Source organism: Ralstonia sp. GX3-BWBA (assembly GCF_003290055.1).
GTDB classification, from domain to species: Bacteria; Pseudomonadota; Gammaproteobacteria; order Burkholderiales; family Burkholderiaceae; genus Ralstonia; species Ralstonia holmesii.
The window spans coordinates 61,405-86,710 of the sequence record NZ_QMKS01000029.1; the positions used below are offsets into that span (position 1 = coordinate 61,405).

24 protein-coding genes and 1 pseudogene are annotated in these 25,306 nt (G+C 61.2%); 7 read left to right on the top strand and 18 right to left on the bottom strand.

Annotation, left to right across the window (positions count from 1 at the left end):
* Positions 1 to 47: 47 nt before the first annotated feature.
* The 14 genes from DOD19_RS26845 to cueR form a co-directional block, all read right to left on the bottom strand.
* Positions 48 to 3,224, bottom strand: coding sequence for a CusA/CzcA family heavy metal efflux RND transporter (locus DOD19_RS26845; RefSeq protein WP_024979377.1), 3,177 nt, complete (start codon positions 3,222 to 3,224; stop codon positions 48 to 50).
* A gap of 13 nt (positions 3,225 to 3,237) precedes the next feature.
* A complete protein-coding gene (locus DOD19_RS26850; protein ID WP_024979376.1) occupies positions 3,238 to 4,815 on the bottom strand; it encodes an efflux RND transporter periplasmic adaptor subunit in 1,578 nt (525 codons plus the stop codon).
* A 15-nt stretch (positions 4,816 to 4,830) separates the two neighbouring features.
* On the bottom strand, positions 4,831 to 6,084 hold the full coding sequence (locus DOD19_RS26855) for a TolC family protein (protein ID WP_024979375.1): 1,254 nt from the start codon (positions 6,082 to 6,084) through the stop codon (positions 4,831 to 4,833).
* A gap of 64 nt (positions 6,085 to 6,148) precedes the next feature.
* Positions 6,149 to 6,496, bottom strand: a complete 348-nt coding sequence (gene czcI / locus DOD19_RS26860; protein ID WP_009240712.1) for a cation efflux protein, CzcI family — start codon at positions 6,494 to 6,496, stop codon at positions 6,149 to 6,151.
* Positions 6,497 to 6,717: 221 nt separating this feature from the next.
* A complete protein-coding gene (locus DOD19_RS26865; protein ID WP_316870965.1) occupies positions 6,718 to 7,098 on the bottom strand; it encodes a zinc ribbon domain-containing protein in 381 nt (126 codons plus the stop codon).
* Between the two features lie 27 nt (positions 7,099 to 7,125).
* Positions 7,126 to 7,386, bottom strand: a complete 261-nt coding sequence (locus tag DOD19_RS26870; protein WP_009240713.1) for a hypothetical protein — start codon at positions 7,384 to 7,386, stop codon at positions 7,126 to 7,128.
* 158 nt (positions 7,387 to 7,544) lie between these two features.
* Positions 7,545 to 8,138, bottom strand: coding sequence for a histidine kinase (locus DOD19_RS26875; RefSeq protein WP_139181143.1), 594 nt, complete (start codon positions 8,136 to 8,138; stop codon positions 7,545 to 7,547).
* 221 nt (positions 8,139 to 8,359) lie between these two features.
* Positions 8,360 to 8,668 (bottom strand): P-II family nitrogen regulator, encoded by a 309-nt coding sequence (locus DOD19_RS26880; RefSeq protein ID WP_009240715.1) that lies wholly within the window; start codon positions 8,666 to 8,668, stop codon positions 8,360 to 8,362.
* A gap of 391 nt (positions 8,669 to 9,059) precedes the next feature.
* Positions 9,060 to 9,305, bottom strand: a complete 246-nt coding sequence (locus DOD19_RS26890; protein ID WP_024979374.1) for a DUF2933 domain-containing protein — start codon at positions 9,303 to 9,305, stop codon at positions 9,060 to 9,062.
* Between the two features lie 48 nt (positions 9,306 to 9,353).
* Entirely contained in the window at positions 9,354 to 9,788 is a 435-nt protein-coding gene (locus DOD19_RS26895) for a hypothetical protein (protein WP_231973573.1), read from the bottom strand.
* A 4-nt stretch (positions 9,789 to 9,792) separates the two neighbouring features.
* Positions 9,793 to 10,050, bottom strand: coding sequence for a hypothetical protein (locus DOD19_RS26900; RefSeq protein ID WP_024979372.1), 258 nt, complete (start codon positions 10,048 to 10,050; stop codon positions 9,793 to 9,795).
* Between the two features lie 105 nt (positions 10,051 to 10,155).
* Entirely contained in the window at positions 10,156 to 10,542 is a 387-nt protein-coding gene (locus tag DOD19_RS26905; protein WP_024979371.1) for a hypothetical protein, read from the bottom strand.
* Between the two features lie 112 nt (positions 10,543 to 10,654).
* A complete protein-coding gene (locus tag DOD19_RS26910) occupies positions 10,655 to 13,063 on the bottom strand; it encodes a heavy metal translocating P-type ATPase (protein ID WP_024979370.1) in 2,409 nt (802 codons plus the stop codon).
* A gap of 12 nt (positions 13,064 to 13,075) precedes the next feature.
* Entirely contained in the window at positions 13,076 to 13,504 is a 429-nt protein-coding gene (gene cueR, locus DOD19_RS26915) for a Cu(I)-responsive transcriptional regulator (RefSeq protein ID WP_024979369.1), read from the bottom strand.
* A gap of 248 nt (positions 13,505 to 13,752) precedes the next feature.
* On the opposite strand from cueR, the gene DOD19_RS26920 reads away from it, so the two are divergent.
* The 6 genes and pseudogenes from DOD19_RS26920 (at position 13,753) to DOD19_RS26950 (ending at position 20,709) form a co-directional block, all read left to right on the top strand.
* Positions 13,753 to 14,166, top strand: coding sequence for a hypothetical protein (locus tag DOD19_RS26920; protein ID WP_024979368.1), 414 nt, complete (start codon positions 13,753 to 13,755; stop codon positions 14,164 to 14,166).
* A gap of 70 nt (positions 14,167 to 14,236) precedes the next feature.
* Positions 14,237 to 15,538: a TolC family protein gene (locus DOD19_RS26925; protein ID WP_024979367.1), complete on the top strand. Its 1,302-nt coding sequence runs from the start codon at positions 14,237 to 14,239 to the stop codon at positions 15,536 to 15,538.
* Entirely contained in the window at positions 15,535 to 17,058 is a 1,524-nt protein-coding gene (locus tag DOD19_RS26930) for an efflux RND transporter periplasmic adaptor subunit (protein WP_024979366.1), read from the top strand. The genes DOD19_RS26925 and DOD19_RS26930 overlap by 4 nt, the downstream gene beginning before the upstream one ends.
* Positions 17,055 to 17,906 (top strand): annotated as a pseudogene (locus tag DOD19_RS26935) (efflux RND transporter permease subunit); the annotation flags it as partial. The gene DOD19_RS26930 and the pseudogene DOD19_RS26935, both read left to right, overlap by 4 nt.
* Positions 17,907 to 18,376: 470 nt before the next feature.
* Positions 18,377 to 19,585 (top strand): AAA family ATPase, encoded by a 1,209-nt coding sequence (locus DOD19_RS26940; protein WP_112189071.1) that lies wholly within the window; start codon positions 18,377 to 18,379, stop codon positions 19,583 to 19,585.
* 290 nt (positions 19,586 to 19,875) lie between these two features.
* Positions 19,876 to 20,709: a metallophosphoesterase gene (locus tag DOD19_RS26950; protein WP_004637054.1), complete on the top strand. Its 834-nt coding sequence runs from the start codon at positions 19,876 to 19,878 to the stop codon at positions 20,707 to 20,709.
* 35 nt (positions 20,710 to 20,744) lie between these two features.
* Here the strand turns inward: DOD19_RS26950 and DOD19_RS26955 are convergent, their stop codons facing one another.
* The 4 genes from DOD19_RS26955 to tcmP all read right to left on the bottom strand — a co-directional run bounded on the left by DOD19_RS26955 (position 20,745) and on the right by tcmP (position 24,435).
* Entirely contained in the window at positions 20,745 to 22,007 is a 1,263-nt protein-coding gene (locus tag DOD19_RS26955) for a three-Cys-motif partner protein TcmP (RefSeq protein ID WP_004637053.1), read from the bottom strand.
* Positions 22,008 to 22,086: 79 nt separating this feature from the next.
* Positions 22,087 to 22,845, bottom strand: a complete 759-nt coding sequence (locus tag DOD19_RS26960; RefSeq protein WP_004637052.1) for a phage Gp37/Gp68 family protein — start codon at positions 22,843 to 22,845, stop codon at positions 22,087 to 22,089.
* Positions 22,842 to 23,480: a S24 family peptidase gene (locus DOD19_RS26965; RefSeq protein ID WP_112189072.1), complete on the bottom strand. Its 639-nt coding sequence runs from the start codon at positions 23,478 to 23,480 to the stop codon at positions 22,842 to 22,844. Before DOD19_RS26965 ends, DOD19_RS26960 begins: the two co-directional genes overlap by 4 nt.
* A 100-nt stretch (positions 23,481 to 23,580) precedes the next feature.
* Complete coding sequence (gene tcmP, locus DOD19_RS26970) at positions 23,581 to 24,435, bottom strand: three-Cys-motif partner protein TcmP (RefSeq protein WP_239498121.1); 855 nt, start codon at positions 24,433 to 24,435, stop codon at positions 23,581 to 23,583.
* A gap of 462 nt (positions 24,436 to 24,897) precedes the next feature.
* Here tcmP and DOD19_RS26975 point away from each other — a divergent pair, with 462 nt between their 5' ends.
* Positions 24,898 to 25,251: a hypothetical protein gene (locus DOD19_RS26975; RefSeq protein WP_004637049.1), complete on the top strand. Its 354-nt coding sequence runs from the start codon at positions 24,898 to 24,900 to the stop codon at positions 25,249 to 25,251.
* Positions 25,252 to 25,306: the final 55 nt, after the last annotated feature.

A 25,306-nucleotide genomic window follows, 5' to 3' on the forward strand; every position in this document is an offset into this window, starting at 1 on the left:
GTAAGCGGCGCGGACCATCGGGGTCCGCGCCGTCAACTCCATCTCCGTCAGGCGGACCGCGGTGCCATCTCGCCCGTCCGCTCCATGTCCTCGGCTTCGTCCTTGCGGTGCGCCAGGCGATAGAGGACCGGTAATACCAGCAGGGTCAGTGCCGTCGAAGACAGAATCCCCCCAATGACCACGGTGGCCAGCGGTCGTTGCACCTCGGCTCCCGTTCCAGTCGCAATGGCCATCGGGACGAAGCCAAGCGAGGCGACCAGCGCTGTCATCAACACGGGCCGCAAGCGCGTGAGGGCCCCGGTGCGGATCGCGGTATCAAGCGATTGGCCTTCTTCGCGCAACGATCGGATGAACGACAGCAACACCAGACCGTTGAGCACCGCGACACCGGAGAGCGCGATAAAGCCGACCGCTGCCGAAATGGAGAGCGGTATGCCTCGCAACCACAACGCGAGAATACCGCCGGTCAACGCAAACGGAATGCCGGTGAACACGAGAAGCCCGTCTTTCACGCTGTTGAACATCCCAAAGAGTAGGACGAACACGAGCAGCAACGCAACCGGCACGACGATCTGCAGCCGCGTCGTTGCGGACTGCAATTGCTCGAACGTACCGCCCCAGGTTATCCAGTACCCCGTGGGAATCTTGACTTGCCGCTCAATTGCGGCCTCGGCCTCCGGAACGAACGACCCAATGTCCCGGCCTCGCACATTGGCGCTGATGACGATGCGGCGCTTGCCATTCTCGCGCGACACCTGATTTGGCCCGGGGGCCAAGTCGAGCGAGGCCACTTCACTCAAGGGGATGTAGGTCGTCTTCGACTCGCCAGCAGCGCTTTTTGGTAGTGGCACCGGCAAGCGACGCAACGCCTCCAAGTCACCCCGCACGGTATCGGGCAGGCGCACCAGAATGTCGAACCGTCGGTCGCCCTGGAAGAATGTGCCTGCCTCCTTCCCGCCGATCGCAATCGCAACCGCATCCTGCACATCGCTCATGTTCAATCCATACCGGGCCGCCTTTTGACGATCGATGTTGACCGACAGCATGGGAAGCCCCGTGGTCTGTTCGATCTTGACTTCCGTAGCGCCCTGTATGCCTTGCAATACCGCCGCAACCTTGCCGGCGGTTTCATTGAGCACATCGTTGTCGTCGCCGAAAATCTTAATCGCCACATCGGAGCGAACGCCGGAGATCAACTCGTTGAAACGCAGCTGGATCGGCTGCGAGAACTCGTAGTTGTTGCCGGGAATCCTCTCAGCTTCCGCCTGAATCGCACTGAGCAGCTCCTCTTTTGTCTTCTTTGGCTTGGGCCACTGCGCCTGCGGTTTGAGCATGATGTAGCCGTCCGAGATGTTGGGCGGCATCGGGTCGGAGGCGATTTCCGCCGTCCCGGTACGGGCGAAGATGCGCTCGATCTCGGGGAACTTGGCCTTGAGCGTCGACTCGACTTGCTTTTGCATCTCCAGCGATTGAGACAGGCTCGTTCCGGGGATGCGCAGTGATTGGATAGCGATGTCGCCTTCGTTCAGATTCGGCACGAACTCGCTTCCTAACCGGGATGCCACGGCCAGGCAGAAGACGATCGCAATGCACGCAAAAGTCAGCACGATGGGCGTGTTGGCCAATGACGCGTCGAGCATCGGCTGATAGCGATGCCTGGCCCACTCCATCAGCCGGTTTTCCTTCTCCGCCACCTTGCGCCCGATGAACAGGGCGACCGCAGCCGGCACGAACGTCATGGACAACACCATGGCTGCAAGCAACGCCAATACCACCGTGAACGCCATGGGGTGGAACATCTTGCCCTCCACGCCAGTCAGGGCAAAGATCGGCAGGTACACGATCATGATGATGAACTGGCCGAAGAGCAGCGGTCGCCGCGCTTCCCGCGCTGCTGCGAACACCTCGTGGAAGCGCTCGCTGCGGGTCAGCTCTCGCTTGTGGTGCTCCTGGGCGTGCGCCAGGCGACGCACGCAGTTCTCGACGATCACCACGGCACCATCGATGATGATGCCGAAATCCAGCGCCCCCAGACTCATCAGGTTCGCACTGATCTTGTAGCTGACCATGCCGGTGAACGTGAACAGCATCGCCAGCGGGATAACCATCGCCGTGATGACAGCGGCGCGGATGTTGCCCAGGAACAGAAAAAGAATGGCGATAACGAGGATCGCGCCTTCGAGCAGATTCTTCTTGACCGTCGCGATCGCCTTGTCGACCAGCACGGTCCGATCGTACACAGTCACCGCCTTGACGCCGGCGGGCAGCGTACGATTGATCTCCGCCATTTTCTTGTCGACGGCCTGGGATACCGCCCGACTGTTCTCGCCGATCAGCATGAACACTGTACCCAGCACGACCTCCTTGCCGTTCTCCGTGGCGGCACCGGTGCGCAGCTCCCGTCCGATGTCAACATCGGCGACGTCGCGGATGCGAATGGGCTGCCCTTGCGCCGTGCCCACGATGACGTCGCGTATATCGTCGAGCGATTTGACCTGTCCAGGGGCGCGTACGAGGTACTGCTCGCCGCGGCGCTCGATGTAGCCGGCGCCGACATTGCTGTTGTTCTTGTCGAGTGCGCTCACCAGATCCGTGAGCGTCAGCCCGTAGGAAGCCAGCCGTTCCAGGCTGGGCGCAACCAAGTACTCCTTGGCGTAGCCGCCAATCGAATTGATTTCGGTCACACCGGTCACGTTGCGCAGTTGCGGCTTGACCACCCAATCCTGAATTTCCCGCAGGTCGGTGGGCGTGTAGGCTGCACCGTCGGGCTTGCGAGCGCCGTCTTCCGCTTCGACGGTCCACAGGTAGATTTCCCCCAGCCCCGTGGAGATTGGACCCATGGCGGGCGTGACCCCGCCGGGCAGCCGTTCCTTGGCCTCCTGGATCCGCTGGTTCACCAGTTGGCGGGCGAAGTAGATGTCCGTGCCGTCCTTGAAGATCACTGTCACCTGGGACAGGCCGTACCGGGACAGCGAGCGCGTTTGCTCGAGCCCCGGCAAGCCGGCCATCACGGTCTCGATGGGGTAGGTAATCCGCTGCTCGGTCTCCAGCGGAGAATACCCGGGCGCCGCGGTATTGATCTGCACCTGGACGTTGGTGATGTCAGGCACCGCGTCGATGGGAAGCTTCCCGTAGTTGTAGACGCCGAGCGCCGCCATCCCGAGCACGGCGAGGATGACGAGCCAACGTTGCTCAATGGCAAACCGGATGATGCGTTCGAACATGCCCGTCTCCGTGTCAGTGCTCATGCTCGGCGCTAGCCTTGCCGAGTTCGGCTTTGAGGACGAAGCTGTTCGCGGTGGCATAGCGCGCGCCGGCGCTCAGGCCTTCCGTGATCTCCACCACCTTGCCAGTGGAGCGCCCGGTCTTGACCGGCTGGGCGACGAAACCGCCCGGCACCGCAACGAACACTGCCGGCTTGCCATTGACCTCCTGGATCGCATCCGCCCTGACTGCAACAGGGACTTGAACGGCTGGCCCTAAAACCTGCACCGTCACGAACAGGCCTGGGCGCCAAGCAATGTCGGGGTTCGCCAGCGTGACGCGCGCCTTTGCCGTGCGCGTCTGCTCACCAAGCAGAGAGCCCACATAGGACACCGTGCCGGTCGCCTTGCTGTCGAAGGCAGTCGAACTGATCGTGACTTGCTGACCGACGCGAACATTGCCCAGATCCTTGGCCGCCATCACGAACTCGGCCCACACGGAGGACAGGTCAGAAATCGTGAAGACGTTCGCATCCTCCTTGACGGCTTCGCCGATTGCCAGATGCTTCTCCACCACCATGCCGTCGAATGGTGCACGCAGCTCGAATCGGTTCAGGGCCGTCGTGGCCGGTGCGGCCCCGATCGCAACCAGCTTTTGCTGCGCGTTCTGCACGGCGATTTGCGCCTCTTGCAGTGCAGTCTGGGCCTGCAGGTAGTCCTGCTCAGCGGAGATCTTCTCTTCCCACAGGCGCTTCTCGCGCGCGTAGGTCGTCTGAGCCAGGTTCAAGCGCTTCTGGGCGGCAAGCAGCTCGCTGCGTTGCTCGGACAGTGCAGTGCTCGCAATGACCGCCAGCACCTGTCCGCTCTTGACCTGCTCGCCTATATTGGCGGGGACACGCTCGACAACCCCCGCAAGGCGCGGTACCACATGCGCCGTACGGTCTTCATTGAAGCGGATTTCTCCCGGGAATTGCACGCCCGACTGGACGGCTGCAGCGCCTGCGACTTCCACACCCACGCCGGCTTTGGCGACCTGGTCGACGGTCAATTCGATCTTGCCCTCCTCCTTGGAGAAGGCGACCGTCATCGGTTTCTGAACGCCCGGCAACGTGACGGACGCGGTCGCGTCAAACACGTGGGGCTCGGCAATAGCGGCCTCGCTCTCCAGACTGTCCTTCCCAGCCATGAAGTTGATCGGCGTCGATTCGCCCGCCGCTCGCTTGATGGCACCAGTGGCCGAGATATTGGCAACCAAAGGCTTACCGTCTCGGACGACCCACAGCCTTAGCTTGGGCTCCCCACCGTCCTCGGCCATGCCGAACTCGACGGTAGCGTTGCCAGCAGCGTAGACATTGCCGCCGTGTGGACCCTTCTTCGGCGCGTCATGGTGCTCCTGGTCGCCATGTGCTGCCGTGTCTTCATGCTTGTCCTTCGACGGCTCGCCGTGGTGTTCGCGGTCCTGGTGACCGGCGGACTCTGCGTGTTCGGCCGCCTCGCGAGCGGACTCATTGCCCTCTGTCGAGGGCCCCAACAATAGAACGGTGCCGGTGGCGATCAGGCCAGCAGCCACTAGAGCTGCGATCGCAGTCTTCTGCTTATTCGTGATAGACATGGTTCGGATTCTGAGTTAGCGGCCTAACAGGCGGTCGATGGTCGTCACGGATTGATAGACCTTCGCCAACACGTCGAGATAACGGATACGTGCTTGGAACAACGTTCTTTGTGCGTCCAGCACATCCAGAAAATTGAACTTCCCGGCTTCGAAGCCCCGTGCCGCTGCGCTATAGGCTTGCTCGGCGGCCGGCAGGATCGTCTCTTTGAGCGTCTGCGCGGAGCGACGAGAGACCGTCAACTCGTTCGACGCTTGCTGCATCTCATTTGCCAGCCGGATGCGATTAGCCAGCACCTCGTCCTGCGCCTTGTCGGCACGCCGGATGGCCTCGTACAGGTTGCCTTGATTGCGATCGAACAAGGGCAGCGGAATCGATACGCCCAATACCGCCATATTGCGATTCGCGCTGTTGTCGCGCTTGGCCCCCACGCTGACGGTCACATCGGGGTATTGGCGGCTGCGCTCCACGCCCACCAGGGCTTGCCGGCGATCCAGCTCGACCTGGTCGGCCAATACGAGCGGCGAGTGGTCGAGCTCGGTCAGCAGCTCCGTGAGACCGGGCCGTGACGGCAGCGCGTCGAGGCTACCCTGCGCCGCGGAGAACTGCGGCGTGGCGTTGCCCCAGAGCGCTGCAAGCGAGGCCCGTGCGGAACGCAGTTCGGCGTTGGCGTTGTCGAGTTCGAGTTCGGCGTTGGCTTGCTCGACCTTTGCCTTGGTTTCTTCGACCGGCGAGATCTTGCCCGCTGCCACTCTGCGCGTTGCTGCCTGCGCGCCCTTGGCGGCCAAGTCCGCCGAGGCCTGCGCGAGCTTGACCCGTTCCTGGGCAACCAGCACTTCAAAGAAGCCGCGAATCACGTTGGATCGCAGTTCGGCCCGCGTTGTCGCCAGTTGCGCTTGCGCGAGTTCCCGGCCTTTTTCGGCCGCGACGATACGCGCCGAACGCTTGCCGCCCAGCTCCACAGGAATATTGAGCTGTCCGGTCGTCGTGCGCGACTCCGAGCGCGTGTCCTCCATGGTCGCGGCCACTTCGGGGTTGGGAATGGTGCGTGCCTGCATGACCGCACCTTCATTGGCATCGACTTCTTTCTGCGCAGCAGAAAGCGTGAAGTTACCTGCACTCGCCAATTCCATGGCGCGCTCAAGCGTCAAAGGACCAGGAGCCTCCAGTACTGTGCCGGAAGAAACAAGGGGTGCCGCGTTGGAATTCGCAGCAAAAGATGGGCTGATCACAACAGCCGCTAGCCCAAGCGGCAAAAATAGTCGTCGCATCGAATTGCACCAGGATACAAACCGTGGGAATTCGGCGAGACGCAGGCTCAGTGGGTCTCGCCGTCTATGTGAGACGGCGCCACTGGGGGCGATCCGGTGCGCGGGTGCTAGATGAGGTCAGTTTCAACGCATGTGAAACGGGCGGCGTCTGGGCGCGATCGACCGTGTCGAGGCGAAGCGGCTGACCGCAGGCCATCGCAGCGGAGACCAGATGACATACGCCGCAGTCCGTATCGATCACGGCCTTCTTGTCATGCCCCGCTTTTGTGCTGGATTGATGGTGGTGCTCGTGGTGGCCGAAATGCCACTTGGATTGGCTGGCCTCTTCATGCTGGCAATAGGCGGCCGCTACCGCCCAGTTGAACTGGAATGGCAGGATCAACAAAAGCAGGATCAAGCAGAACCGCCGCATGAATGGCTGAAGAAGTGTTGGCTGGCGCGCGCAAATGGCACCGCTTTACGAATTTGCGCGTCAGTTTACTCGAAGAGCGGGATACGGATGATGACAGGGCGAGGTCTAGCGGCGCGCGCGCCCAACACAAGACTGCATCCGGGAGCGAATCCGGCGGCTACGACCGAGACCAAAAGGCCTGCTTGTCGGAGAGAGCCGCGCAGTGCACGACGAGGTCGGCGCTACAGCGCGGTGCCGCATTCGGCACAAAATTTTGCGCCCGGCTGGGCCGCGCTCCCGCATTGGCCGCACACCACCCCAGCCAGTGACTTGCCGCACTGCGGACAAAACTGGGCGCGCTGAGATGCAATCGAGCCACACCCGAGACAAGTGGTGGGCCAAGGATTCGAGGGGATCCCCGCCTGGGCGCGGTCGTGAGCGTCACCATGGCGTCTGCCGTGGTGACCGCCGTTCGGGCGGTGGCCACCGTGGTGACCGCCGAACAATCGCTTGAGCAGACTCATGCGTTTACATCCGTAGTTTTGTAGCGCTTCAGTATGGAGGACCAGGGGCTGCCCTGCGGGACCCGCTGCGATTGGCGAGTCGCCGGCCTTTGAAAGCATCAGCGATCGTCAATTCCAATGACTGAGTTACAGCCCGTTGGTGTAGACGTCGCGTTGTGCAACGTTCGCGCCGCCGGTATAGACGTCCCGCTGCGTGACACTCTGGCCGTCGGTGTACGGATCACGCGACTGCGCACGGCCACCATCGGTGTACGGGTCGCGCGGGCCCTGGGCGCGAGCGTTCTCGAGAACCGAGTTCACCTGGGTGCCGATGCCGGCCGCAAACGAAGGCATCGTCGAAGCAAACAGCAGGATGCCGGCAACTGCAATCTTGGACGTGGTCTTCATGGCTTTGTTCTCCGTGTCAGTGGTCAACCACCGTGGTTGACCGTGTGAGCAGTCTACGGAGACGGCACCCGCACGCTCATGACGACCTTATTACAATCTTGTCATGTAGAGCGCCGAGCGGCGCTTGGCTCCGGTGTCCGTGCGCGCGAGTCGCATCGTCACGATTCATGGCGCCGCAGCGCGAGCTCGCGTAGCGCCTGCAGCGTCCTGTCGGTAGCAGTCGCTAGCCGCGCAAACTCCTCCAGGTTCGAGCGCAACAAGGCCTCATATTCTTCGGCGCTGCGAGGGGCAATCAATGTCACTTCTGTTTGCAAGGCGAGAGTATGCAGCGGAGTGCGCAAGTCGTGATTGAGATCGGTGTAAATCGAGCGCACAGCCGCCACGGTCTCTTCGTGCTTCGACGAAACGTCGCGCAAGGCATCGACCAACGGTTGAACTTCGGTCGGTATGCTTCCCGACAGCGAAAGATGAACAATCCCAAAGGCTGTCTGATCGCCCTTGGCTGCGAGGCACCGCATTGGCGACAGGCTGCGCGAGACCAGACGATGGGTGCACATACCCACAATCAGCGGCAGGATCAGCGCCCAGATGAGAGCCCAGGTGAGACTTGGGGTCGCTGCGATCTGTCCTGAGCCCGCAAAGACCGATTGGACGACTACTGCTGCCATCGTTCCCAACGTCGCAAGTGCACTTGTCCGCCACGCCAACGAGCGGGGACCGTGCATGATTTGATGGTTCTTGAAAGCTGACACGATAGTTCGGCATGGCGCCCTGAGTGCGATTCGAACGGTTGGAGCCACCGGTTGTCCGGAGGCTCCAGATTTCGGCACCAGCGTAGACCGGAAAGCATCGCCGCAACCAAAGATGACAGAAATGTCATCTTGGTATAAACGTTTTGCAATGGTGAACGTGCCTGGACGTGTGGTGGAGTACCGCAGGCTGGGGGCTGCGCACGTGAGTACTGCCTGTCACATCACTTGGACTCGATGTGAAGGTGCAAGAGCTTCTCGACGGGAACAGCCGCCACGATCCCGGCACCCGGCACCGTCGACTTTCCGACCTCGACGATGGCGTTGGTGATGGCCTCGACGTCGGCCTCGTCCGCGAAAATTTCAACCTTGGTATGCACGCTGGTCAGGTCGCTGGAAAAGAAATTCTTGTACTCGCCATACCCCTTGACCCTTGTGATCGTCAGGTCCGGGGCGTGGACGGTCGCAAGCTTCCTTTCTAGCTGCTCCAGCAGTTCGGTGGGAACAATGGCAATCACCCATTTGATGCTCATGACCGTCTCCTTGATACCCCGGCTGCTGCGCCAGTTTTCGTTACGCTCTCGATGTCTTCAAGTCCTGCACGTCCAGGAAGCCATCAGCGGCGCTATCACGCGTGCTGAACGTCGCGTGTCCTCGAGTCCTGTGAGCTTCCAGCTTCCAACGCAGTCGGCCCAACCCAACCAACGGTATGGCTAGTCTGTTGGCAGCACGTCCAACTGCCTGTCATGCAACGGTGCATCGCCAGCATGCCCAATCCCCCGAGGATCGCGATGGCGCCGACGACGGCCAGGACGATCCAGACCACCTTCCATGTCGATAGTTCGCCCATCACGCCACCTCCTGTCCTTGGCGTGCTCGTGGCGGTGCTCGCATCTGTGATACGTGCCTGCACCGCGCCACGATTCACTTTTCGATCCGAAACGGCTGCTTCCGCTCAGGCGTGTCGTCGGTTGTCGAACGCCGCTGGTCGTCTTGACCTTGCATGCCTTTCATCATCAGCCACATCGATAGCGGGCAGACCAGAATCAACAGGTAGGGGCCAATGCCCAGCACGAAGGCACGAACTGACGGGAAAACGGTATAGGCGATCGCCAGGATCGCCACCAGGGCAGCGCCCACAGCGGCCATGGTTCTCGTATTGCATTTCATAGCGGTACTCCTGTGGTACTCGGTGGTTCTCGATACGGCCGGCCACCGTCATTTCGACGAGGGTGTCTGGATATTGTCCGCGTACTTGCGCAGAATTTCTCCCATCGCCTGCATCATCTCGCCGTGCATCTGCATCGAGAGCTTCTCGTTGCCGGGCGGCAGTTGCCCCATCATCGGACAACCGCCCATCATGCCGCTGTCCATCATGTGGCTCATCATCATGGAATGCATGGGGTCTGGTGACCCCGATTTGGTGCCGTCGGCGCCACGGCTAGGGCTGGCTGCCACGCTCCAGCCACCGGCCCCAAGTAGGGCAAGCACAAGCGTTGCGGCCACGTGTGATCTCGTCTTCATGTCGATCTCCATATTCGATTGAGCTTGAAGCTGTTCGCCGCCGATGCCATGTGCCGCAAGATCAAGCGGCTTAACTCCAGGAGCCGGTGGCGTCGATATGGGCGGCCCGGCCATCAGGCCGAAGCGCACGCGCTCATTTCGCCTCGGGAGCGCCCTTCGGGCTGACGCCGTCCATCGGACGGGCATCCGTCGATTTCATCATTTCAGCGCACTGCTTCTGCATCGCCTCTTTGCTCGACGCGGTGCCGGAAACGGCGGCAGAATGCTTTGCAGCCGCGCGTGCACTGTTGATGGCGTCCCAGTTGGGACCCGCGAAGGCGGCGCTAGCGGCGACACCGAACAAAAGAGATGCGGCGATTCTGAGAACGGAATGCATGATGGTCTTCCCCACACAAGGTTTCCTTCGGGCCCGATCCAGACGGGAATCCGCAGACATCCCGCCGGGAGGCGGCTGAAATCAAGGCTCGCGGCAATGGGTCGCCGCGTGTGGGGAGGATCAGATTCGCAAGCGCGCTGTTGCGAGGTAGATGGGCCCAGGTACTGCAGTGGGCCGATAGGCCTTCGGGTAAGCCGGTCCGGCGTATGGAGTCGGAGGAAGAACATGCACGAGCCCGATTGCGGCGGGCAGCATGCCAAGATCAGGCGCATGGCCGTTGGCATCCGCCCAATGGCGGCCATCGTGCCGATGGTCCGCGCAGAGCGCAGGCTGCGCATCGTCCATGTCCTGGCAGTTCACGACGGAAACAGCCATCGCCGAGGCGTCCACTATGGCCCCTGCCTCGGGCGGGCAAACGTATCCCGCAATCGCCACGCGCGTGAACAACACCGTCGCGAGCAACGCGAGCGCAAGCAACTGCGCGAGGGGGGAATGGCGATGCTTCATGTATCCCTGCAAACAGGTGCGTTCAGTCTAGGCCTGCCAAAACTTGACCACAAGACGGGCGCGAATGGAGGCCGGTAGGCGGTGGACATGATGTTCATCCAAAATGCTGCGCCTAAGGCACTTGTGTCCTCAATCGAAGCGCATTGGAGATCACCGACACCGAGCTCAAGCTCATGGCCAAGGCCGCAATCATCGGTGACAGCAGCCACCCCGTGAACGGGTACAGCGCCCCTGCGGCCAGTGGGATGCCCAGCGCGTTGTAGACGAACGCAAATCCCAGGTTCTGTTTCATATTGGCAATCGTGGCTTGCGACAGTTCCCGCGCGCGTGCAAGGCCGCGCAGGTCGCCCTTGACCAGCGTGACCTGGGCGCTGTGCATCGCCACATCGGTTCCAGTCCCCATGGCGATGCCGACGTCGGCTTTGGCCAGTGCCGGTGCATCGTTGATGCCGTCGCCAGCCATGGCCACTACGTGGCCCTCGCTCTGGAGTTTTGCGACCAGTGCCAGCTTGTCAGCCGGTTTGACCTCGCCGTGAACCTCGTTAATGCCAAGAGGGCCGGCCACGGCTCGCGCTGTCGCGATGCTGTCGCCACTTGCCATCACCACGCGAATCCCGGCCGCTTTGAGCGCCGCAAGCGCTTCGGGAGTGCTGGCCTTGACCGGGTCCGAGACCGTCAGCAGCCCCGCCAATTTCCGGTCAACGGCCAGGTACATGACACTGGCGCCGTACTGACCAAGCACATTTGCCCGCAACGCATGTGATTCAATGGCGACTTGCTCCCGACGCATCAGGGAGGCATTGCCGAGTATCAGTTGGTGACCGTCAACCCGGCCCCGCACGCCCATACCCGCGTCCGATGCGAAATGTTCGGCCTTGCCTAACGTCAGGCCACGCTCACGCGCCGCCGCAACAATGGTGGCTGCCAGCGGGTGTTCACTGCCCTGATCGAGACTCGCCGCCAGACGAAGCACCGTGGTCTCATCGAGCGAATCGACGGCCAATGCCCGCTCGAAGACCGGACGGCCCTCGGTCAACGTGCCGGTCTTGTCGACGATGAGAGTGTCAACCTTGCGGAAATGCTCGATGGCCGCCGCATCCCGGAACAGGATGCCCTGGGTCGCGGCCTTGCCGCTCGCCACCATGATCGACATTGGCGTAGCCAGCCCCAGCGCGCATGGACAGGCGATGATCAACACGGCCACGGCATTGACCAGTCCAAAGACCCAGCTCGGCTCGGGGCCGAAAAATCCCCAGCCGAAGAAGGCAAGCACGGCAATCGCTACCACCACCAGTACGAATACCCCCGCCACCTGGTCCGCCATGCGCTGCATGGGCGCCTTCGAGCGCTGGGCCTGGGCCACCATCTGCACGATCTGCGACAGCACTGTCTGTGCGCCGACCTTTTCCGAACGCATGACCAGGCTGCCCGACGTATTGAGTGTGGCGCCGATCACATGGTCGCCAGCATGCTTGGAAACAGGCAACGGCTCGCCGGTGATCATCGATTCGTCGATGGCGCTTGCTCCTTCGGTCACGATGCCATCGGTTGGCACCTTTTCGCCGGGGCGAATCCGCAGCAGGTCGCCGACATGTACGTGCGTGAGCGGGATATCCTCTTCGCTGCCGTCAGGATTGAGGCGGCGCGCCGTTTTTGGCGCCAGACCGAGCAGCGACTTGATGGCGGCCGAAGTCTGCGAACGTGCCTTCAATTCGAAGATCTGGCCCAGCAGCGTCAGTGAAATGATGACGGCGGCGGCTTCGAAGTAGACCGCAATGCGGCCATGCACAACAAAGCTGCGGGGAAACAGCTCGGGCGCAACAGTGGCCGCAACGCTGTATATGAAGGCCGCACCGGTGCCCAGCCCGATCAGAGTCCACATGTTCGGGCTGCGGTTGCGGAACGATTGCAGGCACCGGGCATAGATGGGGAAGCCGGCCCACAAGACTACGGGCGCGGACAAGGCAAACTCCACCCAGCCTTGCGCCGCCGGGGCCACGCCAGCGACACGCCCCCCCAGCATTACCAGCGCTACGACAGCGATCGTCAGCGGCAAGCTCCACCAGAAGCGCCGGCGGAACGCCGCGAGTTCGGGATTCTCATCCGCTTCAAGACTCGGCATCGCCGGCTCAAGCGCCATGCCGCACTTCGGGCAACTCCCGGGATGATCCTGGCGGATCTCGGGGTGCATGGGGCAGGTGTAAACGGTGTCCGGCGCCGCGTTGGCATCGTCCACAGCGGAGGCGACATGTGGATGCGTGTACCGCGTGGGGTCCGCCTCGAACTTCCGCTGACATGCTGCACCACAGAAGCTGTATCGGGTCCCCGCGTAGCTTGACTGGTACGGCGTATTGGGCTTGACCGTCATACCGCACACCGGGTCCCGTTCCTCCGTGGCGGTCACGAGCGTCAGTCGCGTCGCCGTGGCATGCGGGTGGCCTCCAGCTTGTGCACGTTCCGGCTCGCCGTCGTGCCCGGGCGCGGCGGATGACATATGCGGATGCGGTTGTTGGTTGCTCATTTTCGCGCAGCCTCAATGCCTTGTGGCCTGCGGTGCGGGCAATTGCCGTGGGGCTGCGCTGCTGATCGCCTCCAAGATCGGGCAAGCAGGTCGATCGTCGCCATCACAATGCTGCGCCAGATACAGCAGGGTGTCCCGCATGCCGCTGACCGCGGCAATCCGGGCGTCCAGTTCCTGAATGCGCTGCAACGCGATGGCCTTCACCGCCACGCTCGCGCGCCGCTTGTTTTGCCACAACCCGAGCAGCTCTCGAATCTGCTCCATGGAGAAACCCAAGGCCCGCGCACGCCCGATGAAGCGCAGGGTGTGGATGTCGATTTCACGATACATCCGGTAGTTGCCCTCGCTCCGGGCAGCCGAAGCGACCAGGCCAATACTTTCGTAGTAGCGGATCATCTTGGCCGAGACGCCGGAGACGCTCGCGGCTTGTCCGATATTCATGGCGTGCTCCTCGCTTCCTGTGCGCATGGCACCTTCGGTATCCGGTGTTCGTGGCATCTTTCACGGAACCGGCGCGTGCCCAAATCTTCACGATTTCACGGTACACCCTTCCCAAGTGGGAAGGTCAAGGACGTCGCAATCGTCCTTTTGCCCGACGCCCATGCGGGCGTCTGATCCTGTTTTCCGCGCAGTTGCATTGCGAGCAAAACACGGTATCCTTGCGAAAATCCTGCCACTGCAAAGAACCCTTGCGTCACACGCTGCGCCGGCATCCTTTCTTCGCTGGCATCCTCCTGCTGGTCTTCCTGTCAGTCCAACTGGCAGCGGCGGCGTACGCTTGTGCCGGCAGCCGATACCAAGTGGGCAGCGACAACATGAAGGCCGCCCCGACCGAATCCTGCGCCGACATGGCCAGCGGGACCGATCAGGGCAGCAGCCAGGACATGGACAACGGCGCGCTTTGCCAGGCTCACTGCCAGGCTGACTCCAAGAGCGCCGACCATGTCGCACCGCAACTGCCGGTATTCTTGCCGGTGCTGACGGGCGTCATCGAACCGGCCACCGTGGCTTTTGCCAATCTCCGCACCGTGCTGCGCGCTCAAGTGACAGCGCGCGCGCCACCGCCGCCACTGGCCATTCTTCACTGCAGTTTCCAAACGTAGCCTTCAGATCGACGTCATCCGGTGCTGCCCTCTCTAGACTGGGGTAGCTGTCGTCGTTCATGGAGGCTTTATGCTTTTTCCACGTCGCCTGACGCTGGCGTTGCTTTGCGCGCCTGCCTTCGGCATCGCGATGTCGCATGCCGCGACCTCGCAATCTGTTCCTCCGCTTTCTGTTGAGGAAACCGTTGCGCTTGCCACCGTGCATGCCGGCGACGCCGAATCCTCGCGCGGCACCATCGACGCCGCGACCCAAATGGCGGTCGCCGCCGGCCAGTTGCCGGACCCCGTACTCAAGCTCGGCATCAACAACGTGCCGGTCAATGGCCCGGACCAGTTCTCGGTCAGCCGGGATTTCATGACCATGCGCTCCATCAGCGTGATGCAGGAATTCACGCGTGCGGACAAGCGCCGCGCCAAGGCGGCACGCTTCGAAGCGGAAGCCGACGCCGCCGAAGCGCAGCGCGCGGTCGCCTTGGCCAACGTGCAGCGCAACGCCGTCGGCGCATGGCTGGACCGCTGGTATGCCGAGCAAACGGGGGCCTTGCTGGGCCACCATGGACATCCACTGGAACTCGCGTTGCAAGCGGCAACCGCCGCGTATCGCAGTGGACGGGGCACGCGCGCCGACGTGCTGGCGATGGAACTGGAAATCCAGAAACTGCAGGACCGCCTGGACGAAAACCGCGCCGCCGTGACGGCCAGTGCCGTGGCACTGGAACGCTGGATCGGCCCGGCCGCCACCCGCCCGCTCTCCGAGCCGCCGCGCCTGGACGTTCCCCCGCCGGTCGAGCGGTTGGCGCGCGGTGAGTTGGATACCGTGCCTGAGATCACCGCCGCGCAGCGTGAGGTAGGGCTAGCAGAGAGCGAGATCCGGGCCGCTGCGCAAGCCAAGAAGCCGGATGTCACGGTCGAGTTCATGTATAGCCAGCGCGGCTCTGCGTTCTCAAACATGGGTTCCGTGAACATCAGCTTTCCGCTGCCTTGGGACCAGGGCAACCGGCAGGACCGCGAAGTCGCGGCTAGGCTGGCGCAGGCCCAGGCAGCGCGCGCCAAGTCCGAAATCATCCGGCGCGATACCCAGGCCATGGTCGGCGCCAAGCTGGCCGAGTTGCAGCGCAATACCGAACGGCTCAAGCGCTACGACCAACAAACCTTGCCGCTCGCCAACGCACAGGCGGAGGCGGCCTTGACGGCGTATCGGGCCAATACCGGATCGCTGCTGGCCGTGGCTGAAGCCAATCATCGCGCCATCGACACGGAATTGGAGCGACTCGCACTGGAAGCCAAGACGGCCAAGCTGTGGGCGGACCTGACCTTCCTAGTTCCGCTGCCCACCGCGCAGACCGAGTCCGCCATCAAGGAACGCAAATGAAAAAACAGATCATCGCCACGGCTGTGGGGCTCGTTCTTGTCGGGACCGCGATCTATGGCGCCTACCGGGTCGGCGTCACGCAGGGTGCCCGGTCGGCACCATCGTCGATGCCGGCCAGCACGGCATCCGGCGGCATCGATCCCAAGACCGGAAAGAAGGTGCTGTACTGGCACGACCCCATGGTGCCCGGGCAACGTTTCGACAAGCCGGGCAAATCCCCTTTCATGGACATGCAGTTGGTGCCGGTCTATGCGGACGGGGATAGCGGTGCCAGCGGCATCACGGTCGATAGCCGTGTCGCGCAAAACCTCGGCATCCGCACGGCCGAAGTCAAAGCCGGCCGGTTGAGCGCGGTACTGGAGGCGCCCGGCAACATCGCCATCGACGAGCGCAGCGTGCAAGTAATCCAGGCGCGCACAAACGCCTTCGTCCAGCACGTCGCGGTCAGGGCGACGCTTGACCCCGTGCGGCGTGGGCAGGCACTGGTGACGCTGTATTCGCCGGACTGGGTGGCGGCGCAGGAAGAGTATCTGGCTGTGTTGCGTCAGTCGGCACACGGTCAGGCCGATCTCGCCGGTGCGGCCAAGGCGCGCATGCTGCAGGCCGGCATGACGCCGGGCCAGGTCAGTGCGGTCGAGGCATCCGGCCGGCTGCAGCCCAGCGTGGGAATCGCGAGCCCCATCGATGGCATCGTGACCGAGGTCGCGGTGCGTGACGGGATGACGGTCTCCCCCGGCATGACGCTGTTCCGCCTGGCCGACTTGAGCCAGGTCTGGGTGGTTGCCGAGGTGCCGGAAGGCCAGGCTCGCACCATCTCGCCCGGCCTGGCGGTCAAGGTGCTGCCGACCGGGGCAGCCGAGCCGCTGATCGGCAAGGTCGACACCGTGTTGCCCGACGTCAACCCGGCAACGCGGACCATCAAGGTGCGCATTGTCCTGCCCAACAAGGGCCGACACCTGTTGCCGGGCATGTTTGCCACGGTCCGCTTCGACAGTGGCGAGCAGCAGGACGTGCTTACCATCCCGTTGGAGGCCGTCATCCGTACTGGTCAGCGCAGCATTGTCATGGTCGATGAAGGCCAGGCCGGCTTTGTGGCCACGGAGATCAAGACCGGCCGCGAGGCCGCCGGCATGGTCGAAATCCTGGCGGGCCTCAAGGCTGGTCAGAAAGTGGTCACCTCCGGCCAGTTCCTGATCGATTCGGAAGCCAGCCTGCGCGGCACCACCGAGCGCATGGCGGCACCGGCTGCGGCCTCCGCGCCCGCAGCAGCCACCACCGAGCACGAAGGCGTCGGCCGCATCGAGGCCGTCACGGGTGGAGGCCTGACGATCTCGCACGGGCCGATTCCGTCGATCCAGTGGGGCGCCATGACGATGGACTTCGCGGCGCCGCCGGCAGGTCTGCCAAAAGGCCTGAAGTCGGGCGACCGGGTGCGGTTCCGCTTCCACCTAGACAAGGATGGCATGGCGGTCCTGTCCTCGGTCGCGTCCGCCAGCACGGATCAGGGAGGCAAGCCATGATCGCCCGGCTGATTCTGGCGTCCATCCGCAACCGCTTCCTGATCCTGCTGGCGACGCTGATGCTGACCGCGTGGGGATTGTGGGCCGTGCGTAGCACGCCGCTCGATGCGCTGCCCGATCTTTCAGACGTGCAGGTCATCATCCGCACGCCATTCCCCGGTCAGGCGCCACAGATCGTGGAGAACCAGGTCACCTATCCGCTGACCACCACCATGCTGTCGGTGCCCGGCGCCAAGACGGTGCGCGGCTATTCGTTCTTCGGAGATTCCTTCGTCTACGTGTTGTTCGAGGATGGCACGGACCTGTATTGGGCCCGCTCACGCGTGCTGGAATACCTGAACCAAGTGCAATCCCGCCTGCCGGCCGCCGCCAAGCCGGCGCTGGGCCCGGACGCGACCGGCGTGGGCTGGATCTACGAGTACGCACTGGTGGACAAGACCGGCCAGCACGACCTCAGCCAATTGCGCGCACTGCAGGACTGGTTCCTGCGCTTCGAGCTCAAATCGCTGCCTAATGTGGCCGAGGTGGCATCGCTTGGTGGGATGGTCAAGCAGTTCCAGGTCGTCCTGATGCCGGACCGGTTACGCGCCTACAACCTGTCCCAAGCCAAGGTGCTGGCGGCGCTCAAGGGCGCCAACCAGGAGACCGGCGGCTCGGTGCTGGAACTGGGCGAGGCGGAGTACATGGTTCGCGCAAGCGGCTACTTGAAGACGCTCGATGACTTCCGCCAGATTCCACTGACGACAAGCGATGCAGGCATCGCCGTTCGCCTGGGCGATGTCGCGACCGTCCAGCTCGGGCCAGAGATGCGCCGCGGTATTGCTGATCTCGATGGCCAGGGTGATGTCGACGTAGCGAAGGAAACTTCAAAATAGCGAAGTAGCCTGCAAAATATCGAAGCTGGAGATTGCGTGTTTCCCATGAAATCCCCTCAGCAAGGCCATTCCTCGAGTTCATTCCAGACCCACAAATGATGCGTCGCACAATTCTCCATACGGCACACGTGCACGCCGAAGCCGCTTAGCCATCACTTTCCCCACGCCTCGTTACTTCACCGGATAGCCCTAACCGAGCCGGTGTTGTATGGTCGAACAACGTAGCAATACGAACCCATCACACCTCCCAAATCTCCATGGCTGCCGCAGACATTCAGCGTCACCAATCGACCCATGCGGTCGGTTCGGGCAGCCTCGCGTTCGTTCCTCTCGAACGAACCCGTACGCGAATAGTCGGCTGATCCCCAGCCCTTTTCGGTCCCGGCACTACCCGGTTCGACAACTGCGGCTTCTCGCAGCCAGTTCGCGTATGGAGAAACATCATGTCCGCTCCCGAGCACCCCTCAGAGCATCCGCCCGGGTTTTTGCCCTTAGGCGATCTCGCAGCACTACGCAGCGCCGCAACATGGCGGTTGCTCATCCCCTCGGACATGCGTTCAGCTCTAGCCGCCGCCCGGCAAGACAAGGAACCCAAAGAGGAGATCCCCGGATTCACTGTTGAGGAACCATCCTCAGTTGCGTCGGCAGCGCAAGCACCGGCGACTCGTCGAGCGAGGCTCAAGCATATTCAAGTGTTTGGGCCCGCAGCGCTAGCGCTGGCCAGCGAGAACTTGCAAGGTGTCGACCGCAACCAACAGCGGTACGCACAGTTGTTATTGGAGCAAGCCCGGACCAATGACGGCTATAGAGCGTTACCGCGTGCCCGCTCGGCATTGAAGAAGCTCGAAACAGCGCTGACGTTGTTTGGCAACCTGCGCGAGCCAATTCAAAAGTTGAGAATTGACCTCACGCTTATGAGCGCTATGCGGGCGAAGGACTTTCGCGTTCGGCCGATCCTGCTGACAGGGCAACCTGGCGTCGGCAAAACACACTTCGCGCTGAAGTTGGCGGAGATTTTGAATGTGCCGATGCGAAAGTGGTCTGCTGGAAGTGCCCAAGCAAGCTTCCAACTGACGGGCAGCGATAGCGCCTGGCACCATGCTCGGCCAGGGATGATTGTTGAGATGCTTGCCGGCGGTAAGTCGGCGACACCTGTCCTTATCCTGGACGAAGTGGACAAAATTGGCAGCGATGGCCGCTACCCGGTTACGCCAGTACTGCTGGATCTACTTGAGTCGGGAACAGCGAGCGCGTTCCAAGACGCGTTTTTCCGCATGACATTTGACGCCAGCCGAATCATCTATGTCCTGACAGCGAACGATCCCGACGCTGTGCCTGCGCCTCTACTGAGTCGCGTAGAGGTATTCGACATCCCGGCACCCGAGCCCGAGCAACGGCTGCAGCTCATCTTGGCGGAAGTTCGTCGGCTGCAGCGGGCTACCGGCAAACGCATTGAACTGGACGCCAGTGCGGCAGAAGCCTTGTCAGAGAGAAGTGATGTCGATCTGCGCGCAACGCATCGCCTGGTGCAGGACGCGTTTGCGACAGCAATGGCCTCCGGAAAGGCCGTCGCCGTGCTCAAGGTGCCGCGGCGCGCTGCGCGGCTGGCGATCGGCTTCGCAGCGTACGGCCAAACGGGCGAGCGAGCCTAGGGCGTGGCGGCATTGAATCCGCTGATGTCCAACGACTTGCGCTGCTGGAAGGCAGCCCGAGCAGGGTCAACTCGTTGAACGGCACGCTCGGCCGCGAAAGCGTGGAGGGAGTACTCTTGGGGCACGACAAATGGAGCAAGCCATGCCGGCAGACAAACTCGGCCGATTCATGACCAGCGGCACATTCCTGGAACGCGCGAACGCAGCAGTTGCCAAGGCAGTGCGTCGCCTCGAAAAGCGAGGCATCGCACCGGCTTACATCCAGCGCCAACCAAGCCAGCAATCGAAAATTGACGCTGGCCCAAGCGACAGCGCCCAAGAAGGAAGCCCAGACGTTGCTGGACAGCATGAATCTCCTCGTTCTAAGTGACCTTCATCTCGAATTCTCCACCCTCGACATCGACACGACCGACGTAGATGTGGTCGTGCTTGCCGGCGACATTCATCTGGGCAAGCGCGGAATGCCTTGGATTGAAACCCAGAGCCGCGGCCTACCGGTTATCTACGTACCCGGCAACCACGAATTCTACAAAGGTGAGCACAGTCGAGTGCTTCGAGATCTGCGTGCGGCGTGCGCCGCGACGCCGAACGTCCACCTTCTCGACACGGACAAGATCACGATCGGGGACGTGGAATTCTTGGGCGCCACACTCTGGACAGACTTCGCGCTGTACGGTGGTGCAGAAGAAAAAGTGCGTGCTGCCGAGAGCTACGCTGCTCGGGGCATGACCGACTTCACCGGAGCCATTCGCTTCGAATCGCGCGGAGTGTTCAGAAAGCTGCAGCCACAGGACACAGCTCAAATGCACCACGCCGCACGCGAGTGGCTGACCACAGAGTTGATGACCCCGTCACAGTGCAGACGAGTGGTCGTCACTCATCATGCTCCATCTGCGCGCAGTGTGTCCCCGAGATTTCAAGATGACCCGCTCACGCCGGCGTATGCGAGCCACATGGATGATGTAATCAAACTCGCCGATCTGTGGATTCATGGCCATATGCACGGGAGCTCTGACTACAGCGCCGGAGCATGTCGGGTCATCTGCAATCCGCGAGGCTATGCGCCCAAGGGGCGGAGCACAGAAAACGGCGCATTCGATCTGAGGCTGATCTTGCAGGTCTAAAGCATTTCTGTGTCGTCCAGCAAGCCTTGACGCCCTCAAGAAAACAAGAAGGAGCGCTGCGACGGCAAGCGCAGAACATGATCGCTCTTCAGGCTGACGCGCGCCCTGGAGGGGGCGCCGGATTCATCGACCACGACGATCTCACCGCCTTGGTGAAGCTCTAGCAGACTGGCCTCCACCATTTCGCGAGTAGCAGGCGTTGTGTTGATCAGCTTCAGGAAGAACTGCTCGAAGGTCATCCCCTCAGCGCCATCGAACAACATCTCGGGGATCTGTTCGAGCATGGTTTCTTTGCTCACTGCTGCCGCCACTTCGCTGAAATCAAATCCTGCCTGCAGCTTGTGCTCATCGTCGATCTTGCTGATGTAGCCCGTGCTGAACATGTGGAAGCCGGCGTCCCCATAGTGAGAGAAATGGTTGTTGTGCTGCCAGTGCGTGGAGGCCATCACATCCCGAGCTTTCCAATGCTGCGAGAGATGCAGCAACCAGAAATCTCCGTGCCCGCGCTCAGGGCGAATAAAGAACGGCGTGTAAAACTGGGCCGAGCATTGATCGGTGAGATTCTGGTAGAGCGAGGACTGGAGATGTACGCGCCAGCGTGGCGACTGCTTGATCTCATCGAGCTCGGACGCCCGCACCGATGTACTGACGCCTGTGGCCTTTTGGAAGGCCGCTAGGTTGCGCTCATTCAAGTACTTGATCAGCGCATCAACATAAAAGGTGAGGATCACCTCGGCGTGCTTGAGCTTGGCAAAAATATCGCGCAAACAGTGCATCGGCACGTCGGAATAGCCGTACTGATCAAGAACAAACAACGCTCGCCCTGAACGGCGGCTTCGATCATGGCACCGTTGAATGGCCGCGCCGCAATGATCGACAAATTCGCCTTTGACCAAGCGCACCTTACCGTTGGCGAGTGCGGCTCCGTACCCGCGCTCTTCCAGCAAACGCCTAAGATAGTCCAACGACCGCATCTTGGCGTCAACGCAGATGAGTTCGACGTCGATCAGGATCGGCTTGCGACGCTCCTGCCGAACATTCAGGAGCGTTTCGGCCTCGCGTATGGCCTCAAGAATGACAAGAGGTGAACCCGGAACTTCCTGGCCATCCTCGTTGAGATAGAGCCCACCACCACAGAAGCCATCAACGATGGTCAGTTGGATCTTGTCCTGGTGCGGCAGCGGCACCAGCGTAAGGAAATAGTCGATCAAGTAGTTGCGCAGGAGCGCATGCTTGACCTCGCTGTGTCGCTTAAGCAGCGGCGGCGGACTTCCCCAGACCCATGTGTAGTGTGGCATTGAGTGGCAGCGCTCTTGTGACCCCTGCCTATCAATGTGCGCCCGCGACCTCGCAAAATCAAGTGCGCATCAATGCCTCTCAGGAAGATGCCATGCGCTCGATGACGGTGACGGGCATTTCGTCCCAGGTCCGGCCATTTAATTCGCGGCCGTTGGCCGCCTTCGCCCGTTTTTTTCCGTCTGCGCCCCATCCGCCCCACTGCTTGAAGAAAAAGGCTACTCCCTGCTCCTGGCATTGTGCCCGAACGGCCTCTGCCCATTCCATCTTCATTGGGCGCGCCTTCGGGCCAGACTCACCACCCACAATCACCCAATGAATGTCCGTCAAGTTGAGCTCACCAACATCGGCCAGTAGCGGTTCAACTGATAGGAACCGGATGGTCGCGGGCACTTGGCGTAGGTAGTCGATACGGGGAACGCCGTACTTCCGGTCCTCGACAGAGACTCCAAGCCACGCATTCGTCGGCACTGAACGCTTCCGGAAATAGCGCGCCATCCGAGCGGCTCGTTTGGTAAGTATTTGATATGTATGGTGCGGTGTTTGTGCAATAACTTCGAATACTTTGTCGATATACGCGTCCGGCACCCGCTCGTGGAACAGATCCGACATGGAGTTTACAAAATAAACTGTCGGCTTCTTGCGTTTGATCGGGTCGTTGAAGCGCTCAGGCAAAAGAGTGAGCGCAAAGCCGTTCTCATAGCCAGGCGTCCCCATTGCTTTCAGACGCTTGGCCATGGCCTCCGCATAGCAATGCTTGCACCCGGGCGAGATCTTGGTGCACCCGACTGTCGGGTTCCAGGTTTGCTCAGTCCACTCAATCTTGCTGATGGTTGTCATCGAGATATTCCCTGTTTTTTTATCTTAGCCCCACCGGCCAACTGCGGCCTGTAACTTCGGACAATCCCCCTGACGACACCGATGATGTTCAGGGTCTTCTCGGGAGTCACCGTCTTGCCGTCCATCCCGTGCGACACAAGGCGCGGCTGGCCCCGATCATTCCTGAATTCCTTGATGGTCTGGCTACCGTCGATTTCGGCCACCACGATGTCGCCAGTCAAAGCCTGCGAACTCGTCTCAACCACGGCCACGTCGCCACTCAGGATCCCTACGTTCAGCATTGAATCGCCGCGCACCTTCACCAGCACCGTCTTCGAAGGCTTCGCCATCAACAGTTGATCGAGAGCCTGCGCTTGCACAAGGCCCGTAGCGTCGCCATCCGCGCCAAAGCCTGCTCGCACTTCATCGTCGCTCAACTCCAGCGTGAAAAAGGCGGGACCTGGTGCCAAGCGCCCGCCCACAGACTTCATCAGATGGCCGGAGGCAATCAGCCGCTGCGTCAGTTTGAAAGCTGCATTCTTCGCCTTGAAACCAAGCGCTTTGGCGATCTGGCTGTACGAGGGCACGCACCCCATCTGCGCATAGGTGTCGCGAAGTCGGCGCAAATGCGCCTGGTCATTGTTGGTTCGAGCCATTTCGTTATTTTGGTGGCCAATCGTCCACTAATCAAGAAAAATAATCGGACGCGGCGGTAGCCGCGCCCGTCAGATCAACGAAGCAGATATAGACACCCGATCAGGAATCGAACAGGTTCAGGTTGGGACTGCGAGCAATGTCATCCCAAATGCGGTCTGGTAACTCGTGCCGGGACAGGAACACCATTCGATAGATGATCCGCCCGTTACCATCGGTAATCTTCGGCATCTGAACACTGACCTTGAAACCCAGGCCCCGCACCGCGTCACACCATGCGTTGAAGAACCACCCCGGCAAGCTGGCCTTGGACAACCCATCGGTAGGCACCCTGGACCTCCAGCCAGGCAGAGCATGGTCGAACCGATCCCGCTGGGGATCCAGCTCCATATCAATATTGCGCGTTAGATCCATCAGACTGAAGTGGATGGCGAAATCCACGTGCTGCAGTTTGGATAGGCGCTCGATGATTGAGAACGACAAGTGCTCCAGGTTGTAAGGGTCGATGTAGGCCAAAGCAAGCGCTCCGAACGGAACTGCCTTGATCATGGCATCGACTGTGTCAGTCGCAGCCCCAACGAAGCCCTGTACAGCGGCGCCGGCGGCACCAAGGCGCAACTGATTTGCTCGCACTCGCTCCGCTTCGATGTCGCCGATCAGGACACGTGTGAAGGGCGCGCCAGAGGCGGCGGATTGACGGTACGCCACTACCGAGCCGCCACTACGGGTAAAGGATTCGCCAACAACTTGAATGCGACCAGGACCGCAGAATGGATCAATCAGTACCCGCTGCTTGAACTTCGCCTGGGCCTTACGCGTGGCATGAAGATACTGTTTGAGGTAGAGGTGCTTCTCATCCGGAACCCACCTACCAACCCCACGCCCATGCGGGCCACGCTCGACTGGCAGCTCAGGATAGGGATCTGGGTACTCATCAACTAGCTTATCTGCGTTCAATTGCTTTCTCAGAGGCATGATGGGACTGGAAGTGACCACGCGGTCAGTGTCACGCTCAAAAATGTAAGCCGAAAAATGCCAATGTGCACCCCACCTTAGTATGGAAACCTTGGCAAAGGCAGCGATTACCGACGCGATAACAAAGAGAGGAAGACCCAGCCATCATGGCCTTTATATCTGATATTAGAGGCACGAAATTTCGGTACTGTGCAAAGGTGATGCCCCCCCTCAGCGCCTGAGACCGTCTACTGCAACTGCTGCCCAGCGTGCAGCTTGCACGCGCTATTGCAGTGACCTGATTTCGCGTAAGTGGCGCCCCCAACTAGAGAAGGGTGCAGCACGGTCGATTAATGTCGTTTCATTGACATCCAGGCACGCTCGCGATTGCGTTTGACCGCGATCTGAGCCATGCCCCTGCGACCAACTTGAATCCGCATTTGTACCCGACCAACCACACAGAAAATGCAATCTATCTTCGCCAAGACTTTCGGTGGGCTATCTCGTCCTTACTACTTCCGCCACTTCCTGTTCGGGTTGATCTTTCCCGCGTTCTTCTTTTTCTTTGTAAGCCACGCTGGAAAACCGGCTCCCTTCCCAGTCGTTCTATTCTTTATTGTCAACACGTTCCTCTATCCATATGCCCGGTTCGTGTACGAAGGCGTGATGGGTTTCATCCTCGGTAGCAACATCTTCTTCGTGAACGCGATCGTGATGCTGTTTGCCAAGTTCACCACGATGCTGATTTGCTGGGCTTTCGCAATCTTCATTGCACCGATTGGACTGGTTTACCTGTACTTCCGTCATAGCAGGGCATAGCAATAGCGGAAGTCTTAGTGAGCGGCACAACCGCTGCGGCCAGGCGGTTCCGCAG